Source organism: Dactylosporangium sp. McL0621, from assembly GCF_049995355.1.
Lineage (GTDB): Bacteria > Actinomycetota > Actinomycetes > Mycobacteriales > Micromonosporaceae > Dactylosporangium.
In genome coordinates, this window is sequence record NZ_CP188259.1 from 5977114 (window position 1) to 5999807 (window position 22694).

At 73.5% G+C, this 22694-nt stretch carries 22 protein-coding genes and 1 pseudogene; 10 read left to right on the forward strand and 13 right to left on the reverse strand.

Annotated elements, in window-relative coordinates:
- Positions 1-125: 125 nt before the first annotated feature.
- The gene (locus ACPPVO_RS28315; protein WP_426514185.1) at positions 126-503 is read left to right on the forward strand and encodes a hypothetical protein; all 378 of its coding nucleotides are present in this window, start codon (positions 126-128) and stop codon (positions 501-503) included.
- 40 nt (positions 504-543) lie between these two features.
- On the forward strand, positions 544-1482 hold the full coding sequence (locus tag ACPPVO_RS28320) for a TIGR03557 family F420-dependent LLM class oxidoreductase (RefSeq protein WP_426514186.1): 939 nt from the start codon (positions 544-546) through the stop codon (positions 1480-1482).
- A gap of 35 nt (positions 1483-1517) precedes the next feature.
- On the opposite strand, the gene ACPPVO_RS28325 is transcribed toward ACPPVO_RS28320, so the two are convergent.
- Complete coding sequence (locus tag ACPPVO_RS28325) at positions 1518-2387, reverse strand: CbtA family protein (protein WP_426514187.1); 870 nt, start codon at positions 2385-2387, stop codon at positions 1518-1520.
- A gap of 10 nt (positions 2388-2397) precedes the next feature.
- Entirely contained in the window at positions 2398-2616 is a 219-nt protein-coding gene (locus tag ACPPVO_RS28330) for a CbtB domain-containing protein (protein WP_426514188.1), read from the reverse strand.
- 299 nt (positions 2617-2915) lie between these two features.
- On the opposite strand from ACPPVO_RS28330, the gene ACPPVO_RS28335 reads away from it, so the two are divergent.
- A complete protein-coding gene (locus ACPPVO_RS28335; RefSeq protein ID WP_426514189.1) occupies positions 2916-5183 on the forward strand; it encodes a catalase in 2268 nt (755 codons plus the stop codon).
- A 67-nt stretch (positions 5184-5250) separates the two neighbouring features.
- Here ACPPVO_RS28335 and ACPPVO_RS28340 read toward each other — a convergent pair whose 3' ends face one another.
- From ACPPVO_RS28340 to ACPPVO_RS28380, 9 genes and pseudogenes are all read right to left on the reverse strand, one after another.
- Positions 5251-6231 (reverse strand): TIGR03557 family F420-dependent LLM class oxidoreductase, encoded by a 981-nt coding sequence (locus tag ACPPVO_RS28340; RefSeq protein ID WP_426514190.1) that lies wholly within the window; start codon positions 6229-6231, stop codon positions 5251-5253.
- A 114-nt stretch (positions 6232-6345) separates the two neighbouring features.
- Positions 6346-6846: a hemerythrin domain-containing protein gene (locus tag ACPPVO_RS28345; protein WP_426514191.1), complete on the reverse strand. Its 501-nt coding sequence runs from the start codon at positions 6844-6846 to the stop codon at positions 6346-6348.
- A gap of 46 nt (positions 6847-6892) precedes the next feature.
- A complete protein-coding gene (locus ACPPVO_RS28350; RefSeq protein ID WP_426514706.1) occupies positions 6893-7381 on the reverse strand; it encodes a flavin reductase family protein in 489 nt (162 codons plus the stop codon).
- 58 nt (positions 7382-7439) lie between these two features.
- Positions 7440-7985, reverse strand: coding sequence for a hypothetical protein (locus ACPPVO_RS28355; protein ID WP_426514973.1), 546 nt, complete (start codon positions 7983-7985; stop codon positions 7440-7442).
- Between the two features lie 89 nt (positions 7986-8074).
- Positions 8075-8662: pseudogene (locus tag ACPPVO_RS28360) on the reverse strand (LLM class flavin-dependent oxidoreductase); the annotation flags it as partial.
- Positions 8659-10254 carry a dipeptide ABC transporter ATP-binding protein gene (locus tag ACPPVO_RS28365; protein WP_426514192.1) on the reverse strand — a complete coding sequence of 532 codons (1596 nt, stop codon included), beginning with the start codon at positions 10252-10254 and terminating at the stop codon, positions 8659-8661. The gene ACPPVO_RS28365 and the pseudogene ACPPVO_RS28360, both read right to left, overlap by 4 nt.
- A complete protein-coding gene (locus tag ACPPVO_RS28370; protein ID WP_426514193.1) occupies positions 10254-11090 on the reverse strand; it encodes an ABC transporter permease in 837 nt (278 codons plus the stop codon). Before ACPPVO_RS28370 ends, ACPPVO_RS28365 begins: the two co-directional genes overlap by 1 nt.
- A 2-nt stretch (positions 11091-11092) precedes the next feature.
- A complete protein-coding gene (locus tag ACPPVO_RS28375; protein WP_360370859.1) occupies positions 11093-12013 on the reverse strand; it encodes an ABC transporter permease in 921 nt (306 codons plus the stop codon).
- 9 nt (positions 12014-12022) lie between these two features.
- Positions 12023-13645 (reverse strand): ABC transporter substrate-binding protein, encoded by a 1623-nt coding sequence (locus ACPPVO_RS28380; protein WP_426514194.1) that lies wholly within the window; start codon positions 13643-13645, stop codon positions 12023-12025.
- 200 nt (positions 13646-13845) lie between these two features.
- On the opposite strand from ACPPVO_RS28380, the gene ACPPVO_RS28385 reads away from it, so the two are divergent.
- The 7 genes from ACPPVO_RS28385 (at position 13846) to ACPPVO_RS28415 (ending at position 21095) form a co-directional block, all read left to right on the forward strand.
- Positions 13846-14616 (forward strand): glutathione S-transferase C-terminal domain-containing protein, encoded by a 771-nt coding sequence (locus tag ACPPVO_RS28385; RefSeq protein WP_426514195.1) that lies wholly within the window; start codon positions 13846-13848, stop codon positions 14614-14616.
- Positions 14613-15713 carry an LLM class flavin-dependent oxidoreductase gene (locus ACPPVO_RS28390; protein ID WP_426514196.1) on the forward strand — a complete coding sequence of 367 codons (1101 nt, stop codon included), beginning with the start codon at positions 14613-14615 and terminating at the stop codon, positions 15711-15713. The genes ACPPVO_RS28385 and ACPPVO_RS28390 overlap by 4 nt, the downstream gene beginning before the upstream one ends.
- Entirely contained in the window at positions 15710-17035 is a 1326-nt protein-coding gene (locus tag ACPPVO_RS28395; RefSeq protein ID WP_426514197.1) for an NtaA/DmoA family FMN-dependent monooxygenase, read from the forward strand. Before ACPPVO_RS28390 ends, ACPPVO_RS28395 begins: the two co-directional genes overlap by 4 nt.
- On the forward strand, positions 17032-18057 hold the full coding sequence (locus ACPPVO_RS28400; protein WP_426514198.1) for an LLM class flavin-dependent oxidoreductase: 1026 nt from the start codon (positions 17032-17034) through the stop codon (positions 18055-18057). Before ACPPVO_RS28395 ends, ACPPVO_RS28400 begins: the two co-directional genes overlap by 4 nt.
- Positions 18054-19148 (forward strand): LLM class flavin-dependent oxidoreductase, encoded by a 1095-nt coding sequence (locus ACPPVO_RS28405; protein WP_426514199.1) that lies wholly within the window; start codon positions 18054-18056, stop codon positions 19146-19148. Before ACPPVO_RS28400 ends, ACPPVO_RS28405 begins: the two co-directional genes overlap by 4 nt.
- Positions 19149-19181: 33 nt before the next feature.
- Positions 19182-20648, forward strand: a complete 1467-nt coding sequence (locus ACPPVO_RS28410) for a tetratricopeptide repeat protein (RefSeq protein ID WP_426514200.1) — start codon at positions 19182-19184, stop codon at positions 20646-20648.
- Between the two features lie 108 nt (positions 20649-20756).
- Positions 20757-21095 carry an STAS domain-containing protein gene (locus ACPPVO_RS28415; RefSeq protein ID WP_426514201.1) on the forward strand — a complete coding sequence of 113 codons (339 nt, stop codon included), beginning with the start codon at positions 20757-20759 and terminating at the stop codon, positions 21093-21095.
- 7 nt (positions 21096-21102) lie between these two features.
- On the opposite strand, the gene ACPPVO_RS28420 is transcribed toward ACPPVO_RS28415, so the two are convergent.
- Together ACPPVO_RS28420 and ACPPVO_RS28425 are read right to left on the reverse strand one after the other, a co-directional pair.
- Entirely contained in the window at positions 21103-21702 is a 600-nt protein-coding gene (locus ACPPVO_RS28420) for a DUF3455 domain-containing protein (protein ID WP_426514202.1), read from the reverse strand.
- Positions 21703-21810: 108 nt separating this feature from the next.
- Entirely contained in the window at positions 21811-22686 is an 876-nt protein-coding gene (locus tag ACPPVO_RS28425) for a hypothetical protein (RefSeq protein WP_426514707.1), read from the reverse strand.
- Positions 22687-22694: the final 8 nt, after the last annotated feature.

The following is a 22694-nucleotide window of genomic DNA, read 5'->3' on the forward strand; positions in this document are numbered from 1 at the left end:
TGCTCGCGGCCGGCTGCTCGGCGCCGGTCGCGCCGGAACCGGTCGAGCGCCTGCCGGCACCGTCGGCGTCCGCCCCGTCGTCCGCGCCGTCATCCGCGCCGTCATCCGCGCCGGCTTCGCGTCCGGTGAGTGCTCCGATCGCGGCCACCACGGCGGCGCGGACGCCGCTGCTGCGCTCGGCGTGGTCGGTGCCCGAGCGGGTGGACCGGCCGTGTGGCGGGCCCGGCGTGGCCCCGGCGGTGTTCGCCACCGTCGACCCGCCCGGCCCCGACGCCGCGCGGCTCGCGGCGGTCGTGCACTACTCGGCGCCGGCGCGCCGGCCGTACGAGGGCGACGTGCGGATGCGGTACGACACCGGCCACGCCCGGTTCGAGGCGGCGCTGCCGGCGCTGGACCTCGCCGCCGTCGACCCGGGCGCGGCCGGCATTGGCGTCACGGTCACCGTCGGCGACCAGGCGCCGCTGAGGCTCGCCATCCCGTTCGGCGCGGCGTGCCCGCCATAGATAGTTGTTCGGGCGCGGCGGCCGTGGGTAACAGGGCCGCATGCGTATCGGGTATTTCCTGTCGTGCGAGGAGTACACGCCGGCCCAGCTGATCGAGCAGGCCCGCCTGGCCCAGGACGCCGGGTTCCAGGGGCTGTGGATCTCCGACCATTACCATCCGTGGAACGACGCGCAGGGTCAGAGCCCGTTCGTCTGGTCCGTCATCGGGGCGCTCAGCCAGGTCGTGACGATCCCGGTCACGACCGCTGTCACGTGCCCGATCCAGCGCATCCACCCCGCCGTCGTGGCCCAGGCGGCCGCCACGAGCGCCGTGCTGCACGACGGCCGGTTCGTGCTCGGCGTCGGCACCGGCGAGGCCCTCAACGAGCACATCACCGGCGAGCGCTGGCCCTCGGCCGGCGAGCGCCTGGAGATGCTCGAGGAGGCCGTCGACGTCATGCGCAAGCTCTGGGACGGCGGCTTCGTCAACCACCGCGGGCCGCACTTCGCGGTCGAGCACGCGCAGGTGTACACGCTTCCGCCGGCCCCGCCGCCGGTCTACATGTCCGCGTTCGGGCCGAAGGCGCTGGACCTGGCCGGGCGGATCGCCGACGGGTACATTCTCACCACGCCCGACAAGGAGCTCGTCGACGGCTTCCGCGCCGCGGGTGGCGGCGACAAGCCGGTGCAGGGCGGCTTCAAGGCCTCGTGGGCGCCGAGCGAGCGGGAGGGCGTCGAGATCGCGCACCGGCTGTGGGCGAACGCCGGCGTGCCGGGGGAGCTGTCGCAGGTCCTGCCGTCGCCGAAACACTTCGAGCAGGCCTCCGAGCTCGTCACGCCGGAGCGGACGGCGAAGGCGATCGCCTGCGGCCCCGACCCCGCGAAGCAGGCCTCGTACCTGAAGCGGTACGAGGCCGCCGGCTTCGACGAGGTGTACGTCGCGAACGTCGGGCCGCACTACGCGGAGCTCATCGACCTGTACCGCAAGGAGTTCCTGTAGGGGGAAGGCGTCCGCCGCCGCCCGATGAGGAGAACCTAGGCGCTGGCCGGCTGCTCGGCCGGCGCCACCTGGATCGGGCGGTTGCCCAGCAGCCGCTCGATCAGTGGTGCGAACACGAGGCCGATCACGGCCCACAGCAGCGCCTGCGCGGCCACCGCGTACATGCGGAACTCGTACAGCAGGTCCGCGTCGAAGCCCGGGAACACGATGTCGCCGGCCTCGTTGCGCAGCGGCAGCGGGGTCTCCGAGGCGTGCCCGCCGTAGTCGGCGACGTTCGTCGGCAGCTTGCCGAAGTCCGGCAGCAGCGCGATCAGCAGGCCCGCGGCCACGACGAACGCCGCGCCCGCGACGAGCGTCGCGTTCCAGGTGCCCAGGCGCGGCTTGAGGCGCTGGCCCAGGATCACGGCCAGGATCAGGAACAGCACCGAGGCCAGGACCATGATGAGGTAGTACGCGCTGCGCTGCCCGATCGTCTCGTCGTGCCCGACCGCGGGCGGGTCCGCCGGGTACTTGACGAACGGCACGAGGTAGATGGTCAGGAAGCCGGCGCCGGCGAGCAGCAGGGCCAGGCTGCGCGGGCGCAGGTTGCCCACCCGGCCCAGGCAGACCGCGTAGGCGACCGCGAACAGGGCGCCCATCGCGAGCCCGAACAGGACCATGCCGATGCCGATGCCGATGTTGCCCTGCACGGTGCGGCTGAACAGCTCCCCGCCCTCGTGCGCGTGGCCGGCCACCGCCCCGCCGGCGGCCGCGTGGTCCAGGGCGTCCTGGGCCTCGTCGCGGCCGCGCTCGTAGTCGACCGCGTCCTGGATCAGCGGCTCGGCGAAGATGCGCGCGAACACGAACGCGACAAGCCCGGCGAGGAGCCCGGCCAGGGCCCCCCGGGCGATGATTCGCTTCTCCATGGCCGCCGGCTCAGTGGCAGGGGAAGCCGAGGAAGTGCCGGCCGTCGTGCACGAACTCGTGCACGTGGGCGTCGCTGCCGAAGATCGACACCGCGCCCTGGTCGACGCCGATGAAGTAGTACAGCAGCAGGGCCAGTGCGGCGGTGCCGGCGAGCCAGACGAACGACCGGGACAGCGGGATGACGACCGGCGTGGTGACGACGGCCGGAGTTGACGACGACGCGCTCACGAGGAGCCTCCTTCGGGGATCGGGCGTCCCCCTTGTAGTGGCGGCGGACGGGGACCGGGTCTGACTCGCCGGGGAGACCCCGGCTCACAGTGGCGCGACCGTGCCGGACTTGCACCGGCTTCCTGTCACCGTCGATGCCGCCGACGCTACGGCCCGCGTCGGGGCAGCGTCAACGCGGGGTCCCCCGCCAGTGCCGCGATTCACGATCTTGACCGATATGCGCGGAGTGTGTTTGTTTGCTCACTCTTTGACTGGGTAGCGGGCAGACGCCGTAGTCGTCGCGAAGGGAACCGCCCGTAATGAATTCCCGTAAGCCCACCGAGGTCGTCAAGGACGTCGTCGAGGCCGCAGCCGCGAAGGTCGCCGATGCGCTCGCGCCGCCCGAGGTGCCCGGCAAGCCCGGCAGCGTCACGCCGTCGGTGGACGAGCCGACCACGCCGACCGACCCGCCGCCGCCGTCGCCGGAGCAGGGCACGCCGGCCGCGGTGACCCCGACGGGCGCGCCGACGGGCGGGCCGGCGACCGCGAACGCGCAGCAGGGCGAGTACCTGACGACGTCGTACGGGACCCGGCTGCCCGACACCGACCACTCGCTCAAGGCCGGTCCGCGCGGGCCGATCCTGCTGCAGGACCAGCACTTCCGTGAGAAGATCACGCACTTCGACCACGAGCGCATCCCCGAGCGGGTCGTGCACGCGCGTGGCGCCGGCGCGCACGGCTACTTCGTCGGGTACGGCACCGCCACCGACGTCACCAAGGCCGCGTTCCTGGGCAAGGGCGTGCGCACCGACGTGTTCGTGCGGTTCTCCACGGTGCTGGGCTCGCGCGGCTCGGCCGACACGGTCCGCGACACCCGCGGCTTCGCCACGAAGTTCTACACCTCCGAGGGCAACTTCGACCTCGTCGGCAACAACATCCCCGTCTTCTTCATCCAGGACGCGATCAAGTTCCCGGACATCATCCACGCCGGCAAGCCGCACCCGGACCGGGAGATCCCGCAGGCGCAGTCCGCGCACGACACGTTCTGGGACTTCGTGTCGCTGCACACCGAGGCCCAGCACCACACGCTGTGGAACATGTCGGACCGGGGGATCCCGCGCTCGTTCCGCATGATGGACGGCTTCGGCATCCACACGTTCCGGCTCGTCAACGCGGCCGGCGGGACGGCGCTGGCCAAGTTCCACTGGAAGCCCAAGCTCGGCGTGCACTCCCTGGTCTGGGAGGAGGCCCAGCTCATCAGCGGCCTCGACCCCGACTACCACCGCCGCGACCTCTACGACGCGATCGAGGCCGGCGCCTACCCCGAGTGGGAGCTGGGCCTGCAGCTCTTCCCGGACACGCCCGAGGAGACGTTCGCCGGCGTCGACCTGCTCGACCCGACGAAGCTGGTGCCCGAGGAGCTCGCGCCGGTGCAGCCGGTCGGCCGCCTCACGCTGAACCGGACCCCGACGAACTTCTTCGCCGAGGTCGAGCAGGCCGCCTTCCACCTCGGCCAGCTGCCGCCGGGCATCGACGTGACGAACGACCCGCTGCTGCAGGGCCGGCTGTTCTCGTACGTCGACACCCAGCTGACCCGCCTGGCCGGCCCGAACTTCAACCAGATCCCGATCAACCGCCCGCACGTGCCGGTCAACGACATGCTCCGCGACGGCTTCCACCAGCAGGCGGTGCACGGCGGGGTCGCGCCCTACCGCCCCAACTCCCTCGACGGCGGCAACCCCTTCACCGCCGGCCCCGAGGAGGGCGGGTACGTCGAGGCGCCGGTGACGGTCGCCGAGGCGCCGAAGGTGCGGGCCAGCCCGGCCTCGTTCGACGACCACTACAGCCAGGCACGGCTCTTCTGGCTCAGCATGTCGCCGGTGGAGCGCGAGCACATCATCAACGCGTACACCTTCGAGCTCTCGCGGTGCTACCACCGGGAGATCCGCGAGCGCCAGCTGCTCAGCCTGGCCAACATCGACCCGGTGCTGTGCGCCGAGGTCGCCGCCGGCCTGGGCCTGCCCGCGCCGGCGCAGACGGTGCCCCTGGCCGAGCCCGAGCCGAGCCCCGCGCTGTCGCAGGTCGGCGAGGCGTGGCCGGCCGACGGGCGGGTCGTCGGCATCGTCGTCGGCCCGGACGCGGCGGGCCTCGAAGGGGTCGACGAGGTGCGCCAGGCGGTGCTGGCCGCGGGCATGGTACCGCTGGTCGTCGGCCCGCACGGCGGGATGATCGGCGACGTCGCCGTGCAGCGCACCTTCGCCGGCGCGCGCTCGGTCGAGTTCGACGCGCTGCTGCTCGCGGCCGGGCCGGGCCCGTCGCCCGACGCCGTGGCCGCCCGCGACGCGAAGGCCGGCGCGTCCGCCTCGGCGACCGTCGACCCGCGGGTGCTGCTGCTCGTCGACGAGTGCTGGCGGCACGCGAAGGCGATCGGCGCGTGGGGCGGCGGGGCCGAGGCCCTCGCGCAGGTCGGCGTGGCCGGCAGCCCCGGCGTCGTCACGGCCGACAGCGGCCCGGCCGCGCTCGAGGCGCTCCAGCCGCTCCTGGCCCTGCACCGCGTCTGGGACCGGTTCCCCGCGGTCGCGGCGTGACCTGAAACCGTGGCCGCGGGCTTGCGCAAAGCCCGCAGCCACGGCTTTCACGAAAGGCCCGCGATGGTTACTTGGCGAGGGTGCGCAACCGGTCGAGGAGCGGGGCCGCCGCCTCGTCCAGGAACCGCTGCTGCAGGGCGTCGCCGACCTGGACCAGGGCCACGTCGGTGAAGCCCGCCTCCCAGTACGGCCGGACGCTCTCGGCCAGTTCGTCCAGGTCGGGCCCGCACGCGATGGAGCCGGCCACGTCCTCCTTGCGCACGAACTGGCTCGCGGCGTGGAAGCCCGCCGGGGTCGGCAGGTCGGCGTTGACGAACCAGCCGCCGCCGAACCAGCGGAACTGCTCGTGGGCGAGGTCGACCGCCTGCTGCTTGTCCGGGGCCCAGCAGATCGGGATCTGCCCGATGGCCCGCGACCGGGCCGCGCCCTTGGGCCGGGCCGCGTTCCAGCCCTTGACCAGGTCGGCCTCGGGCTCGACGGCGATGAGGTGGTCGCCGAGCGGGGCGAAGCGCCGCACCGACTTGTCCCCGGAGACGGCGATGCCGAGCGGCACCCCGCCGTCGGGGGCGTCCCACACCCGGGCCGAGTCGACGCGGAAGTAGTCGCCGTCCCAGGTGACGAGGTCGCCGGTGTGCAGGGCGCGGATGATCTGCACCGCCTCCTCCAGCATGTCCTGGCGCTGGTCGACCGGGGGCCAGCCGTCGCCGGTCACGTGCTCGTTGAGGTTCTCGCCGGCGCCGAGGCCGAGGATGAACCGCCCGTCGGACAGCAGCTGGATCGTCGCCGCCTTCTGGGCCACGACCGCCGGGTGGTACCGCTGGATCGGGCACGTCACGTAGGAGGCCAGCTCCACCCGCGAGGTCGCGTGGGCGACGGCGCCGAGCACCGACCAGGCGTAGGGCGCGTGCCCCTGCTCGGTCAGCCACGGCGAGTAGTGATCGCTGCAGACCTCGAAGTCGAAGCCGGCCTCCTCGGCCTGCACGGCGTAGCGGACGAGGTCCTTCGGCCCGCTCTGCTCGGTCATCAGGGTGTACCCGAAGCTGACCATGTGTTCCTCCGCTCCTGTGCACAGAATTCGTCGTCGTTCTGCCCGCTGGCACCGCCCCGAAACGAAACCAGGGCCGGCCCCGGGTGGGGGCCGGCCCTGGCCGGGCGAGCGGTATCAGGCGCGGACGGCGTCGAGCGCCTTCTTGAGCGCCGCGGGCTGCGTCGGCTTGGTCGGCGCGCCCGGCTTGAGCTCCAGCATCTTCGCGCCGATCTCCTGGAGCTGGTTGCGGCCGAGGCCCTCGCGGACCTTCGGGAACCACTCCTGCTCCTCTTCCTCGATGTGGTGGGTCACGTTCTCGATGAGCACGGTGACCTTCGCGTCGAAGTGCTCGTCGTCGGCGTCCAGCGTGGACAGCTCGAAGCAGAGCACGTCGGCGACGTGGTGCTCCTCGTACGACTCGAGCACGTCGTCCTCGAGGTCGGGCAGCAGGCGGCGCACCTCGGGGTACATGACCTCGTTCTCGATGTAGGTGTGCACCGTCAGCTCGCGCAGGATCTCCCCGACGATCTTCGCCTTGGGCGCGGCGGGGCCGTCCTCTGCGTCCTGGAACTGCTTGAACAGGCGCTTGACGTTCTTGTGGTCTTCCTTGAGCAGCACAATGGCGTCGGTCGACATCGACTCTCCTTGGGTACGGGCCTACTCCCGTACGGGTACCCGGGCCTCAGCTGCGCAAACGACCGAACCCACTGCGGTGGAAGACCAGCGGCGCGGCGTCGTGGTCGGCGTCGAGGTCGTGGATGCGCAGCAGCACGATGTCGTGGTCGCCGGCCGGGTACTCCTCGTGGATGCTGCAGTCCAGCCACGCGCACGCGCCGTCGAGCAGGATCTCCCCTTCGCGGCTCTCCCGCCACGTCGCGCCGGCGAAGCGGTCGCCGCCGCGCTGCGACAGCTGCCGGCCCAGGCGCTCCTGGTCGGCGGCGAGCACGCTGACCCCGAGCCGCCCGGCCCGGCGCAACACCGGCCACGTGGTGGAGGCGCGGGCGATGCACACCGAGGCCAGCGGCGGGTCGAGGGACACCGACGTGAACGAGCTGGCGGCGAGCCCGACCGGGATGCCGTCGACGACGGCGGCGATGGCGGTGACGCCGGTCGGGAACGCGCCGAAGACGCGGCGCAGGTCGGCGGGGGAGAGCAATGCGGGAGCGGTCATCGGTTCGGCCCTGCTTTCCGCTGGTGTACCGGTCATGTCGAGTCTAGCCGAAGTCCTACTAAAACGATAGGGATAGGTGTGATCGCAGGGTCGTCCCCGCGTACGCGGTCCGGAACAGCCCGCGTGACTGCAGCTCCGGCACCAGCCGGTCGACGATGTCCTCGACGGTGCCCGGCAGCAGCTGGGGCAGCAGGTTGAACCCGTCGACGACGCCGTCGTGCAGGTACCGGCCCCACTCCTCGGCGACCTGCCCGGGCGTGCCGACGAAGCTCTCGTGGCCGGGCGTGACCTCGATGACGAGCTGCCGGATCGACAGGTTGCGCGCGGCCGCGAGCTCCCGCCAGCCCGCGATCCGGGCCAGTTTCCCGGTGCGGTGCTCGATCGAGATCGTGCCGCGGGACGGGTCCAGCTCGTCGTCGGTCGGGTCGATGTCGGGCAGCGGGCCGTCCGGGTCGTAGCCGGAGAGGTCCTTGCCCCAGTACTGCTCCAGGAACGCGATCGCCCGGGGCCCGGTGGTCTGCTCCCGCTTGATCCAGCGGGCGCGCTCCTGCGCCTCGGCCGCGGTGTCGCCCAGCACGACCGAGGCGCCCGGCAGGATCCGCACCGCGTCCGGGGTCCGGCCGTGGGCGGCGAGGCGGCGCGCAGGTCGGCCGCGTACGCGGCGGCCTTGTCGTAGGCGGTGTTGGCGGAGAACACCACGTCGGCGTGGCGGGCGGCCAGCTCCCGGCCGCCGGGGGAGTCGCCGGCCTGGAACAGCACCGGGCGTCCCTGCGGGCTCGGCGGGCCGGCCACCGAGAACCGCTCGCTCTCGAAGTGCACGTGGTGCACGCGCCGCGGGTCGAGGAACCGGCCCGTGGCCATGTCCTTGATGACCGCGTCGTCCTCCCACGAGTCCCACAGCCCGCGGGCGACCTCGACCACGTCGGCGACCTCGGCCGGGTCCACGCCGGTGCGCCCGACGGTGGCCAGGGCGGCCGGCTCCTCGGTGGCCCCGACGACCCAGCCGGCCCGGCCCAGCGACGCGTGGTCGAGGCCGGCCAGCTGGGTGGCGAGGTGGAACGGCTCGGTGGTGCTCGTGTGCAGCGTCGGCGCGAGCCCGATCCGGGTCGTCCGGCGGGCCAGGAACGCGGCCCGGACGCCGGCCTCCACGCCGCCCCGCAACGGGTCGTCGGGGAAGGTCACGAAGGCGTACCCGGCATCCTCGGCCGCCAGCACGCGCCGTTCGAGGGACTCCAGGTCGGGCGCGTCGACCTCGACCGCGAAGAGCAGTTCGGGGCTCATCGGGCGGCCTCCGGTTCGAGTGTGGGCACGGCGGCGAGCAGGGTCCGGGTGTAGTCGTGCGCCGGGCGGTCGAAGACGTCGCCGACGGGCCCCTGCTCGACGACCCGGCCCTCGTGCATGACGAGCACCCGGTCGGCGAGGTGGTGCACGACGCCGAGGTCGTGGGAGATGAACAGCAGGGCGGTGCCGTCGGCGGCCTGCAGGTCGGCGAGCAGGTCGAGCACCTGGGCCTGGATGGACACGTCGAGCGCGGAGACCGGCTCGTCGCAGACCAGCACGTCCGGGCGCGGCCCGACGGCGCGGGCGATCGCCACCCGCTGCCGCTGCCCGCCGGAGAGCTCGCGCGGGTGGCGGCCCAGGTGCGCGGCGCCGAGCCCGACCCGCTCGAGCAGCTCCACGACCCGGTCCCGGCGGGCGCCACCCCGCAGGTCGAGGGGCTCGGCGACGAGCTTCTCCACGGTGTACCGCGGGTCGAACGACGAGCGCGGGTCCTGGGCGATGACCTGGACCCGCCGCCGCAGCGCCCGCCGCCGCCGCTCCGGCACCCCGCTCCACCGGGCCGCGCCGAGGTGGACGGCGCCCGCCTCCGGCTCGAGCAGGCCCAGCGCGATGCGGGCCAGGGTGGTCTTGCCGGACCCGGACTCGCCGACCACGCCGAGGGTCTCGCCGCGGGCGAGGGTGAAGCCGACGTCGTCGACGACATGCCGATCGCCGTAGTGGTGGTGCAGGCCCTCGGCCCGCAGCACGATCCGGTCCGGCTCCACGGCGCGCGGCGGCAGCGGCTCCCGCGCGGTGCTGCTCAGCCGCAGCCCCTTCGAGGCGGCGGTGGGCACGGCGGCGAGCAGGAGGCGGGTGTAGTCGTGCCGCGGCCCGGTGAGCACCTGCGCGGTCGGACCCTGCTCGACGACGATGCCGTCGTGCATGACCAGCACCCGGTCGGCGAGGCCGGCCACGACGGCCAGGTCGTGGCTGACGAGCAGCAGCGCCGACCCGGCGGCCCGGCGCTCGGCCAGCAGCCGCAGCAGCTGGGCCTGCACGGTGACGTCCAGCGCGGTGGTCGGCTCGTCGGCGATGAGCAGCGGCGGGTCGGCGGCGATGGCCGAGGCGATGAGCGCGCGCTGGCGCAGGCCGCCGGAGAGCTGGTGCGGGTACTGCCGCGCCCGCTCGGCCGGCTCGGGCACGTGCACGGCCTCCAGCAGGGCGGCGACCCGGGCCTCGCGCTCGCCCGGCGCGACGGTGCCGTGCACCCGCAGCACCTCGCCGATCTCCCGGCCGACCCGGTTGAGCGGGTCGAGGGAGACGAGCGCGTCCTGCAGCACGAGCCCGGCGACCCGGCCGCGGAGCCGCCGCCACTCCCGGTCGGTGAAGCCGGCGGTGTCGCGCCCGTCGAGGCGCAGCGTGTCGGCGTGCACGTCCGCGGTCGGGCCGGCCAGGCCGACGAGGCTGCGGGCGGTGACGCTCTTGCCCGAGCCGCTCTCGCCGACGATCGCCACGCATTCGCCCGGCTCGACGGCGAAGCTGATGCCGCGCACGGCGTGGACCGGGCCCGGGAACGTGACCCGGAGGTTCTCCACCTCGACCAGCGGTGCCATCAGTGCCTGCCTTCGAAGCGGCGCTGGAGCCGCCGGCCGACGGCGGTCAGCGAGATGACGGTGACGGTGAGGGCCGCGCCGGGCAGGATCGCCGACCACCACGCCACGCGCAGGTAGTTGCGGCTCTCCGAGAGCATCGCGCCCCACTCGGGCGACGGCGGCTGCGGGCCCATGCCGAGGAACGACAGCGCCGAGGCGTTGACGATCGCGGTGCCGAGGCCGATGGTGGCCAGGATCGGCAGCGGGCCCAGCACGTTGGGCAGGATGTGCCGCCAGGCGAGCCGGGCCCGGGACAGGCCGAAGGTGACCGCCTGCTCGACGTAGCCGGAGCGGCGTACGAGCAGCGTCTCGGCCCGCACGATCCGGCCGTAGCGGGGCGCGAACGCCAGGGCGATGGCGAGGATCAGGCTGGGCGTGCCGGGGTCGGTGAAGGCGATGAACAGCAGCGCCAGCAGTACCTCGGGGAAGGCCGACAGCACGTCGAGGGCCCGGCTGAGCACCTCGTCGGCCCAGCGCGGCGCGAGCCCGGCGAGCAGGCCCACGAGCCCGCCCGCGACAAGCGACAGCAGGGTGGACGCGGCCCCGATGGCCAGGGAGTAGCGGGCGCCGTACACGGTGCGGGTGAACACGTCCCGGCCGAGCTGGTCGGTGCCGAACCAGTGCTCGGCGCTCGGCGCCTGCAGGGCCGCGAGCGGGTCGGCGGCGAGCGGGTCGGCGCCGGCGAGGAGCCGGGGAGCGAGCGCGGCGAGCACGACGACGGCGAGGGCCAGCGCCGGGACCCACCACCACCGCAGCAGGCGGGGCGGGGCGGCCGGGACGGGCAGGGCGATGGACATGGTCAGCCTTTCCGCAGCCGCGGGTCGACGAGCAGGTACGTGAGGTCGGCGAGGGTGCTCAGGCCCACGTAGATGGCGGCCGAGAGCATCACCACGGCGAGCACCACCGGGATGTCCTTGGTGCCGACCGCGTCGGTGGCGACCTGGCCCAGGCCGGGCCGGCCGAACACCCGCTCCACGACGACGGCGGCGCTGAGCAGGAAGCCGATCAGGGTCCCGGCCAGGGTGACGGCCGGCAGCAGGGCGTGGCGCAGCGCGTGCCGCCACAGCAGCGCCGACCGGGTCAGCCCCCGGGAGCGGGCGGTCACCGCGAACGGCTCGTCCAGCGCCCGCTCGAGGCCCTCGCGCAGCACCTGGCTGAGCAGCCCGCCGATCGGCAGGGCGAGCGACAGCGCGGGCAGCACGATCGCGGACAGGTCGCGGTCGCCGGAGACCGGGAACCAGCCGAGCCGGAACGAGAAGACGCTCAGCAGCAGGATGCCGATGAGGAACCCGGGCGCGGAGACCACCGAGAGTTCCAGGGTCGAGACCAGGCCGCGGATCCAGCGGGCCCGGCCGGTGCTCACCAGGGCCAGCGCCACCGCGATGACGGCGCTGAACAGGCAGGCGACCAGGGTCAGCTTCACCGTGGGCCAGACCTGGCTGCCGATGATGTCCACGACCGGGCGCTGCAGCACGTAGGAGCGGCCGAAGTCGCCGTGCAGCAGCCGCCACAGGTAGGTGACGTACTGGATCGCGGCCGGGCGGTCGAGGCCCAGGTCGGCCGCGATCTGCGCGCGGATCTGCGGGGTATCGGGCCCGTCGCCGACGAGGGTGTCGACGGTGTCGCCCGGGGCCAGGTGCAGCGCCAGGTAGGCGGCGGTGGCGGCGGCCCAGAGGACCACCGCCCCGCTGCCGAGGCGCCGCAGGACGGGACGCCACATGCCGGTTACCTACTTCCCGATCCAGAGGTTGTACGCGCTCGCCGGTACGCCCGCGGTGGGCTCGAAGCCGACGCCGCCGATCTTCTTCTGCGCCGCGATCTGGTCGGCCGGGGCGTAGAGCGGCAGCAGTGTCGCGTTGTCCGTGAGGGTGCGCTGGATGCCGGTGTAGAGCTCCTTGCGCTGGGCCGGGTCCGCCGTCGCCGAGCCGGCCGCCACCTGGGCGTCGAGCTCCGGGCTGGTGAAGCCGTGCCGGTTGATGGGCGCGCCCTTCGGCACGATCAGCGTCAGCGCGGCGCCGGCGTCGGTGTCGGCGCGGGAGTTGTCGAAGACCTCGAACTCGTTCTTGTTTATCGCGTCGGTGGCGGTGCCCTGGTCGACCACCTTCACCTGCAGGTCGATGCCGGCGCTCTGCTTGACCGCGGCCTGGACGGCCTGGGCGAGGATGTCGCGCTTGTCGCGCACGAACGGGGCGGAGAGCACGATGCGGACCGTGAGCCGCTTGCCGTCCCTGGTCCGGAAGCCCTCGGCGTCCTTGGCCGGCCAGCCGGCCTGGTCGAGCAGGCTGTTGGCCTCGGCCGGGTTGTTGCCGTACGTCTTCTCCAGCGAGGCGTCGTAGTACGGCCCGGACGGGCTCAGCACGCTCCAGGCCCGGGTCGCAGTGCCGCGGTACACGCCCCGCAGCACGCCGTCGACGTCGACCGCGTCACGGAAGGCCTTGCGCACCTTGATGTCGTCGAAGGGCGCCCGGGTCTGGTTGAAGTAGTAGTTGTACGCCGTGCCGCTGTTGAGGTGCTGGGCGAACTGCAGGTTCGGGTCGGCCTTGACCAGGCCCTGCTCGGTGGCGGGCACGCCCTCGATCACGTCGACCTGGCCGGAGGTGAGCGCGCCGACGCGCACCGAGGACTCCTTCAGGAAGCGGTACGTGATCTCGTCGAGGTAGGCCGCGCCCTGGTGCCCGGCGTTGGCCGGGGCCCAGTTGTAGCTGGGGTTCTTCTTGTAGTGGACCTCCTGGCCCTTGCTGTAGCGGTCGAGGATGAACGGGCCGGTGCCGACCACGTCCGGGCCGCCGGCCTTGAGGTTCGGGCTCTTGAGCGACTTCGGCGAGACCTGGGCGCCCTGCGGTGAGGCGAAGAAGTCGAGGATGAGCACGTCGGGCTGCTTGAGGTCGACCTCGACGGTGTAGTCGTCGACGACCTTCGCGCCCGCGTAGTTCTTCAGCTGGGTCGAGGTGACGCCCGGCGCGTAGCCCGGCACGAGGAGCTGGTCGAGGTTGGCCTTGACCGCGGCGGCGTTGAACTTGTCGCCGTCCTGGAAGGTCACGTCGTCACGGAGCTTGAAGGTGTACGTCCGGCCGTCGGCCGACACGTCGTAGGACTTCGCGAGCCAGGGCACGTACCCGCCCTTGTCGTCGTGCGTCAGCAGCGCCTCGAAGCTGTTCCAGACCAGCAGGCGGGCCTTGGCCTGGGCGTAGAGGTGCGGGTTGAAGGTCACGGGCTCGGTCTCCACGGCCCATGTGAGGCTGCCGCCGGACACCGGAGCGCCGGCGCCGGCACCGGGGTCGCCGGCCGCGGCGCCACCGCAGCCGGCGGCCAGGAGGGCGACCGCGGCCAGCGTCGATAGGTATTTACGCATGAGGATGCCTCGATTTCGGAAGGCGGAGACCCGGCGCGGACGAGGTCGCTCGGGTGGTGTCGGCAAGTGCAACAGCGACCCTGCGTGACTGTCAACGCTCGATGGGCATTCCTGTCGGGCATGTCACGCGGGTCTCGTCAAATACATATCTTGCATGTAGGATTAGTCGGCTATTGCTTCCGGGTATGACGGAGGTCCCCATGTCCAAACTGCCCCGCTCCAGCCGTCTGGCCAGCCCGGTTGATACCGCGGTCCACGGCGAGTACCGCATATCCCAGCGCCCCGACGACCCCCGGCCGCTGTACCGGTTCGCCGATCAGGTAGGTCCCGATCCCGAACCCGGCCGTTACCACCTCTACGCGGGCTGGTTCTGCCCGTGGTCACAGCGAGTCACTATCGCCCATGCCCTCGCCGGACTCCAGGACGTCGTCACGGTGTCCTTCGTGGACAACCGGCGCGACGGGCGCGGCTGGGCGTTCCGGGAGCGCTACGGCCCCGACCCGGTCAACGGCTTCACCCTGCTGCGCGACGCCTACGAGGCCACCGAGGAGGGCTTCGACGGGCACGTGAGCGTGCCGGCGCTGTGGGACCGCCACCTCGCCCGGGTGGTCAGCAACGACTTCAAGGGCATCGGCATCGACCTGGCCACCCGGTTCCGCAAGGTCGCCACCCCGGTCGTGGACACGTACCCCGAGCACCTCCGCGCGGAGATCGAGGCCACCGACGTCAGGGTCGACTCCGGCGCCCGGCTGGTCGCGCTCGACGAGCGCCTCGCCGACCGGGAGTACCTCGTCGGCGGCGTGCTCACCGAGGCCGACATCCGGGTCTGGGTGCACCTGGCGCGCCTCGGGCCGCGCATCACCGAGTACCCGAACCTGTACCGCTACGCCCGCGACCTGTACCGGATCCCGGCGTTCCGCGACACGACCGACTTCACCACGTACCCGACGCCGGATTGGTCCCTCGCATGAGCAAACCCCTGCACCTCGCCGTCGCGCTGGACGGCGCCGGCTGGCACCCGGCGGCCTGGCGCGACGAGTCGGCCGCGACCGAGGAGCTGTTCACGCCGGAGTACTGGCTGCGCCTGGTCCGCCGGGCCGAGTCCGGCGCCCTCGACTTCGTCACCATCGAGGACTCGCCCGGCCTGGCCCCGGGCGACGCCGGGCACGTCCGCGGCCACCTCGACGCGCTGCTCATCGCCGCCCGCGTGGCCCCGCTGACCACCCACATCGGCCTGGTACCGACGGTGCTGACCACGACCACCGAGCCGTTCCACGTCTCGACCCAGGTGGCCACGCTGGACTACCTCAGCACCGGCCGGGCCGGCTGGCGGCCCCGCGTCGCCGTCGACCCCGCCCGGATCGCCGAGATCGCCGCCGACCCCGCCCTCGTCGCCGCGCTGTTCGAGGACGCCGCCGACCACGTCGAGGTGGTCCGGCGGCTCTGGGACAGCTGGGAGGACGACGCCGTCATCCGCGACGCCGCGTCCGGCCGGTTCGTCGACCGGGACAAGCTGCACTACATCGACTTCGAGGGCCGGCACTTCAGCGTCAAGGGCCCGTCCATCACGCCGCGGCCGCCGCAGGGCCAGCCGGTCGTGACCGCGCTCGCCCACGCCCGGGTGCCCTACGAGTTCGCCGCGGCCGCCGCCGACGTCGTCTACGTGACGCCGGCCGACGCCGGGCACGCCCGGGCGATCGTCGAGGAGGTCCGCACGCTCACCGACCGGCCGCTACTGGTCTTCGCCGACCTCAACGTGTTCCTCGACCCGGCGCGCAAGGAGCGCCTGGACGCGCTGCAGCCCTTCACCAGCGATGCGCCGGTGTACGCCGGCGACCCGGCCGGCCTGGCCGACCTGCTCCTGCAGTGGCGCGCGGCCGGGCTCGACGGCTTCCGCCTGCGGCCGGGCGTCCTGCCGGCCGACCTCGACGCGATCGTCGGCGGCCTCGTGCCGATCCTGCGCGAACGGGGCGCCTTCCGCACCGCGTACACGTCCACCACGCTGCGCGGGCACCTCGGCCTCCCCGAGGCCGCCAACCGCTACGCACCGCAGGGAGTTCCGGCGTGACCAAGCAGGTGATCCTCGCCGCGCACTTCCCCGGCGTCAACAACACCACGGTGTGGAGCGACCCGCAGGCCGGCAGCCAGATCGAGTTCGAGTCGTTCCGGCGTCTGGCCCGGACCGCCGAGCGCGGCAAGTTCGACTTCTTCTTCCTCGCCGAGGGCCTGCGCCTGCGCGAGCAGCGCGGCCGCATCCACGACCTCGACGTCGTGGGCCGCCCCGACAACGTCACCGTGCTGGCCGGGCTGGCCGCGGTCACCACCCACCTCGGGCTGACCGCCACCGTCAACTCGACGTTCAACGAGCCCCTCGAGCTGGCCCGGAAGCTCGCCTCGCTCGACCACCTCTCCGGCGGCCGGGCCGGCTGGAACGTGGTCACCTCGTGGGACGCGTTCACCGGCGAGAACTTCCGCCGGGGCGGCTACCTCGACCGCGGCGACCGCTACAGCCGCGCCGCCGAGGTCCTGCAGACGGTACGGGAGCTGCTGGACACCTGGGCCGCCGACGAGATCGTCGCCGACCGGGCCGCCGGCGTCTGGTCCCGCCACGCCGAGCCGGGCACGTACGCGCACACCGGGCCGCACATCGACATCCGCGGCAACTTCGCGGTGCCGCGCAGCCCGCAGGGCCGGCCGCTGATCATCCAGGCCGGCGACTCCGACGCCGGCCGCGAGTTCGCCGCCCGCGACGCCGACGCCATCTTCTCCCGGCACGGCACCCTGGAGGAGGGCCAGGCCTTCTACGCCGATGTCAAGGGCCGCATGGCCCGGCACGGCCGGCGCCCGGAGCAGCTGAAGATCCTGCCCGCGAGCACCTTCGTGCTCGGCTCCTCGGACGCCGACGCGCACGAGCGGGCCCACCACGTGCGCCGCCAGCAGGTCAGCCCGCAGACCGCGATCCTGCTGCTGGAACAGCTGTGGAACAAGGACCTGAGCGACCACGACCCCGACGGGCCGCTGCCGTCGTTCGACCCGGTGCCCGAGCAGGACTCGATCATCAAGGGCCGGGCGCGGATGTTCGACGACCCGGTCGCGACGGCCCGGCAGTGGCGCGCCATCGCGGAGGAGAAGCAGCTGGGCATCCGCGATCTCGTCATCGAGCTGACGGGACGGCAGACCTTCGTCGGTACCGCCGCCACCGTCGCCGCCACGATCAACGACTTCGTGCAGCAGGACGCCGCGGACGGCTTCATCCTCGTCCCGCACATCATCCCCGGCGGCCTGGACGAGTTCGTCGACACCGTCGTGCCCCTGCTGCAGGAGCGCGGCGTCTTCCGTACCGACTACACCACCACGACCCTGCGCGAACACCTCGGACTGGCGCTATGAAATTCCTGGCCATCACCCTCATCGTCCACAACGGCGCGAAGTCGCCCCGGGAACGGCTGCGCGAGGTCGTCGACAACGCCGTCTTCGCCGAGGAGCTCGGCTTCGACGGCTTCGGCGTCGGCGAGCGCCACGAGCGGCCGTTCATCTCCTCCTCGCCGCCGGTCGTGCTCAGCAACATCGCGGCCCGCACCCGCACCATCCGGCTGTTCACCGCCGTCACCACGCTGAGCCTGCTTGACCCGGTCCGCGCCTTCGAGGACTACGCGACCCTCGACAACCTCTCCGACGGCCGGCTCGAGCTCATCGTCGGCAAGGGCAACGGCGCGGCCCAGGCCCAGCTGTTCCACGTGACCGCGGAGGACCAGTGGGACCGCAACCGCGAGGGCTACGAGCTGTTCACGAAGCTGTGGCGGGAGGACAAGGTCACCTGGTCGGGCCGGTTCCGCCCGTCGCTGACCGACGCCGAGGCCCTGCCCCGGCCGCTGCAGCAGCCGATCCGCATCTGGCACGGCAGCGCCACGAGCAAGGCCTCGGTGGAGCTGGCCGCGCAGCACGGCGACCCGCTGTTCTCGGCCAACGTCACCAACCCGGTCGAGCCCTACGAGGAGCTCGTCAGGCACTACCGGGAGCGGCTGGCCTTCCACGGCCACGACCCCGCCACCGCGCTCGTCGGCGCCGGCTCGGCCGGGTTCTACGTGCACGAGGAGTCCCAGGTCGCGATCGAGCGGTACCGCCCGATCTTCGAGGCGCGGCGCGCCTACGGCCCCGGGGTCTTCACGTCCCTCGAGGACGCGATCGAGCGCGGTTCGACGCTGGTGGGCAGCCCGCAGCAGATCATCGACAAGGTCCACCGCTACCACGCGCGCCTCGGCCACGAGGTGATGCACGTGCAGGCCGACGCCGACGGCCTCACCGACAAGCAGCACCGCGCCTCCCTCGAGCTGTTCCAGTCCGAGGTCGCCCCGGTGCTGCGCCGCGAGATCCCCAGCCGCCCGTTCCCAGCCCCGGTGGTGAGCGCATGACGAGCAACGTTCCGCTGTCCATCCTGGACCTGGCCCCGATCAGCTCCGGCTCGGACGCCGGGGCCGCGCTGCGCACCACGATCGACGTGGCCCGGCGCGCCGACGCGCTGGGCTACCACCGGTACTGGGTCGCCGAGCACCACTTCGCCGCGGGGGTGGCCAGCGCCGCCCCGGCCGTGCTCATCGGCCTCATCGCCGCCGCGACCGACCGCATCCGGGTCGGCTCCGGCGCCGTCCAGGTCGGCTACTCCACCGCGGTGCAGGTCGTGGAGCAGTTCGGGCTCGTCGACGCCGTGTACCCGGGCCGGCTGGACCTCGGCCTGGGCCGCTCGGGCGGCAAGCCGGGCCCGGTCACCCTGACCGCCGACCGGGACGTGGACGGCCTGCTCATCCCGGCCCCGTTCGACTTCGCGCGGATGGCCGGCTCGCCGCGCTTCGCCCTGTACGCGGGCCTGCTGCGCCAGCCGGGCGCGGCGCCCCCGCCCTTCGCCGAGACCGTGGACACCATCCAGGCCCTGATCGCGGGCACCTTCGAGCGCGACGGCCTGGACGTGCACGCGACGCCCGGCGAGGGGGCCAAGGCCGAGCTGTGGGTGCTCGGCTCCAGCGGCGGGGAGAGCGCCCGGGTGGCGGGGGAGCGGGGCCTGCCCTTCGCGGCCAACTACCACGTGTCGCCGTCCAGCGTGCTCGAGGCGGTGGAGGCGTACCGGTCGGCGTTCCGCCCCTCGGCCGTGCTCGACCGCCCCTACGTGCTGGTCTCCGCCGACGTCGTGGTGGCCGGGACCGAGGAGCGGGCGCGGCAGCTCTCCACGCCCTACCGCCACTGGGTCCGCAGCATCCGCACGGGCAACGGCGCGATCCCGTACCCGACCCCGGCCGAGGCCGCCGCGCTGCCGTGGAGCGACGAGGACCAGGCCCTGGTCCGGGACCGCCTCGACACCCGGTTCGTCGGCGCGCCCGGCCAGGTCGCGGCCCGGCTGCAGACCCTGCGCCGGGTCACGGGCGCGGACGAGCTGCTGGTCACCACGATCACGCACGATCCCGCGGACCGGGTGCGCTCCTTCGAGCTCCTGGCGGACGCCTGGCTCTAACCCCTCCGCAACCCCTGGCTTAGACTCCCGGCGGTGACCATCACCCCTACTCCGTTCGACGCGGCGGTGGCCCTGGTGCAGGACGGCCGCCTGGTCGAGGCCGAGGCCATCATGGTGCGCGAGCTCGACGCCGTCACCGCCCGCCACGGTGCCGGCACCCCCGCGTGGGCGTCGGCCCAGTGCGACCTCGGCAACGTGCTGCTCAACGCCGACCAGCTCGGCCGGGCCGTCGACTGCTACCGCGCCGCGGTGTCGGTGTCGCCGCGGAACCACCCGGACCTGCACAAGGACCATCTGACGTACCGCAGCAACCTCGGCCTCGCCCTGCGCCTGGCCGGCCGGCTCGACGAGGCCGAGGCGGAGCTGCGCGCGGGCCTGGCCGCCCGCGAGGCCTTCTACGGCCGCGAGCACGCCGGCTACGCCTTCGGTCTCGAGCCGCTCGCCGAGCTGCTGCTCAGCCGGGGCGACCTCGCCGGCGCCCGGCCGGTGGCCGAGGAGATGGTCACGAACCTCTGGAACAACGGACACGAACGGGTGGCGGTCGCGCTCGCGCTGCGGGCCGAGATCGCGCGCACCGGGGACCCGCGGGCGGAGGCGTTCACCGACGCCGACCGGCTCCCCGGCCCCGTGCTCGAGCAGCTGGCCAACGCCGTGCGCCGGCGCATCGCGGACGGGGAGCCGCGGGTGTACCAGGGCCTGGTGCGCGACCTGGTGCGGCTCCTGGAGGCGCAGCTGGGCCCCGACCACCCGGCCACCCTGGGCGCCCTCTCGAGCCTGGCCAACCTCGGCCGCGACACCGGCGACCAGGCCGGGCGGGTCGAGGCCATCCAGCGGGTGCAGGCCGCCTACGACCGGCTGGGCCGCCCGGAGGACGCGCTCATGGCCGCGATGGGCCTGGCCCTCGCGCACGGCGAGGCCGGCGACACGGAGGCGGGCCTGCGCGCGTACGCGTCCGCGCACGAGCGCGCCGTGCGCCTCGGCCGCCCGGAGGCGGTGAGCCAGGTGCTGCGCAACTGGGGCCTCGCCCTGCAGGAGGCCGACCGCCCGCACGAGGCCGAGCCGTGCCTGCGCGACGCGGTCCGCATCGCCACGACGGGCGCCGACTACGAGCTGCTGGGCCGCGGCCGGATCGCGCTCGGCCTGTTCCTGCAGCACCAGAACCGCCTGCCCGAGGCCCGCACGGTCATCGAGGAGGGCCTGGCCGTGCTCGACCCGGTGCACCCGGACGCGATGATCGGCCGCAGCCACCTGGGCGCGGTGCTGGAGGGCCGCACGTGCGGCTGCGGCGACATGCAGGCCACCCTCGCGGACGCGTTCCGCGAGTTCGTGCTGAGCAAGCTGCCCCCGGACCTGCTGGCCGACCTGCGGGTGCGGGTGGCCGACGGCGACTTCAAGATCGACGTCGAGCTGAACCGCGAGCCGGCCCCGCAGGAGCTGGACCACCTGAACCGCGTGGTGAGCGCGGCGTACGCCGAGTTCCGCCGCCGCCTGGTCGCCTGAGACAGCTGACCCCCGGCACCGTGGCCGGGCGGCCGACCCTCATCCACCGCCCGGACAAAGCGTAGCGACGGGGTCGCGGCGGGCGACGGTCTGCACTACCTTCCGTGCATGTCCACTCTGCACTTGCACACACGCCGGGCCGCCGGGGCCGACGTGCTCACCGTGCAGGGGCCGATGGTCGCCGTGACCGCCATGACGCTGCACGCGGCCCTCGAGCGGCTCCAGGCCGACCCGGCCGCGGTCATCGTCGTCGACCTGGCCGCCGCCGCGCCGTGCGACCTGACCGCGGTCACCGTCCTGCGCGCGGCCGCGGCGGTCGCGAGGAGCAACGGCGGCGCGGTCCGGCTCGCGGCGGTGTCGCCCGAGGCGCTGACCGTCCTCGAGTCGGCCAAGGCGCTGCGGTACCTTCCGACGTACCTCACCGTCGAGGACGCCCTGGAGGGCTGAACCGGGGCTACAGCCGGCACGGCACCCAGAAGACGTAGTCGGCGGTGTACGCCACCGACCGGGGCGCGTCGGAGCCGGGCGTGCAGGGGCCGACGGGCCCGACGCCGCCGGTGGTGTTGACGCGGCTGATGAACCGCACCGGGTCGAGCTCGCCCGGCGTGGTGTTCTCGTGGGCCACCACGTGCAGCAGCAGCCAGGCGATGGTGCCGTCCTTCGGCACCGTCTGGTCGACCGCGCCGAGGATTGTCGAGTGGTCGACGCCGGACTGCCAGCGCGGCCCAGCGTAGTGGTGGATCGTGGTCGCCGGCCGGCCGTACCGCAGCAGGCTCGCCTCGGGCGTGGACTTCGCCGCCCAGGTGCCGGTCCCGTCGGGGTTGGCGGTGCACGCGTAGGTCTGCGTGCCGGCCGTGACGCGGTAGGCCGAGCCGATGCGGAAGTCGCGTCCGGGCGTCGGCGCGCCGGCCGGCAGCCGGAACCGCCCGCCCGCGATCGCTTCGGTGCCGGCGGACGCCGAGCCGGTGCCGGCGGCGGTCAGGACCGCGGTGGCGGCGAGCACGATTGCGGCCGCGCCGCGCCGGCCGGCCCGCCGGGTGACTGATGTACGCATGAGCGCAGCCTACGGGCGGACCCGTCGATCGGTACTGACGAATATCCTACAGGCACTCGGTTGATCCGGATGCCGCCGAATCCCGTACACCGGCCGCGCGAATGAGCGTCAGACCAGTTCGGTCCGCAGCTCGTGGGCGCCGTCCTCGCGGGTCATCTCGTAGTAGACGCGGTGGCGGCCGTCCGGGAGGGCGACCACGCTCAGGTAGCGCAGCCCGCCCGGCGCGTGCGGCGACGTCAGCGGCTCGCCGTCCGTCGCGGTCAGGGCGTCGAACGTGCCCGTGGCCACGCCCGTGCGCTCCTCCCAGTTCTCCTCCGCCGTCGCGCGGCCGTCGTAGGTCGCGACAACACCGTCCACTGTGGGCAGGACCGACGAGACCCGGACCCCGCGGGCGTCCCACGCGCCCGGGCGGCCGCTCAGCGCGACGCCCCGCCACTGCCAGGCGAGGCCGTCGGGGCTTGTCGCGTACCAGGTGGACATGCGGTCGGCGTGCTCGTCGGACTCGAGCGGGTGGCAGGACGCCCACAGGTGCCAGGCGGCGCCGTCGAAGTACACGACCGGGTCCTTGACGCCGATCGTGCGGTCGCCGGGCAGGACGGTCTTCGCCGGGGCGTCGGTGAGCTCGTCCGGCGTCGCCGCCTCGAGGACGTCGATGCGCCAGTGCTTGGTGCCCGGGGTCGCCACGCTGACGTACAGCCGCCACGGTCCTCCGGGCGTGCGCACGAGCGCCGGGCGCTCGAGGGAGGCGCCGCCGAAGCGGTCCTTGTGCACCTCGGCGATCGGGGTGAACCGGACGCCGTCGGTGGAACGGGCCACGACGTTGGCGTAGCCGCGGCCCTCGCCGATGGGGCGGCGCAGGCGGTACGCGAGGTAGATCTCGTCGCCGTCCCGCCACGCGCTCGGCGCGCCCGCCCAGGTACCGGTGCCCCCGTCGGGCGGGGCGACCGCCACGGCGGAGTCGTGCAGGCGGGGCAGTGGTGGCACAGACAAGG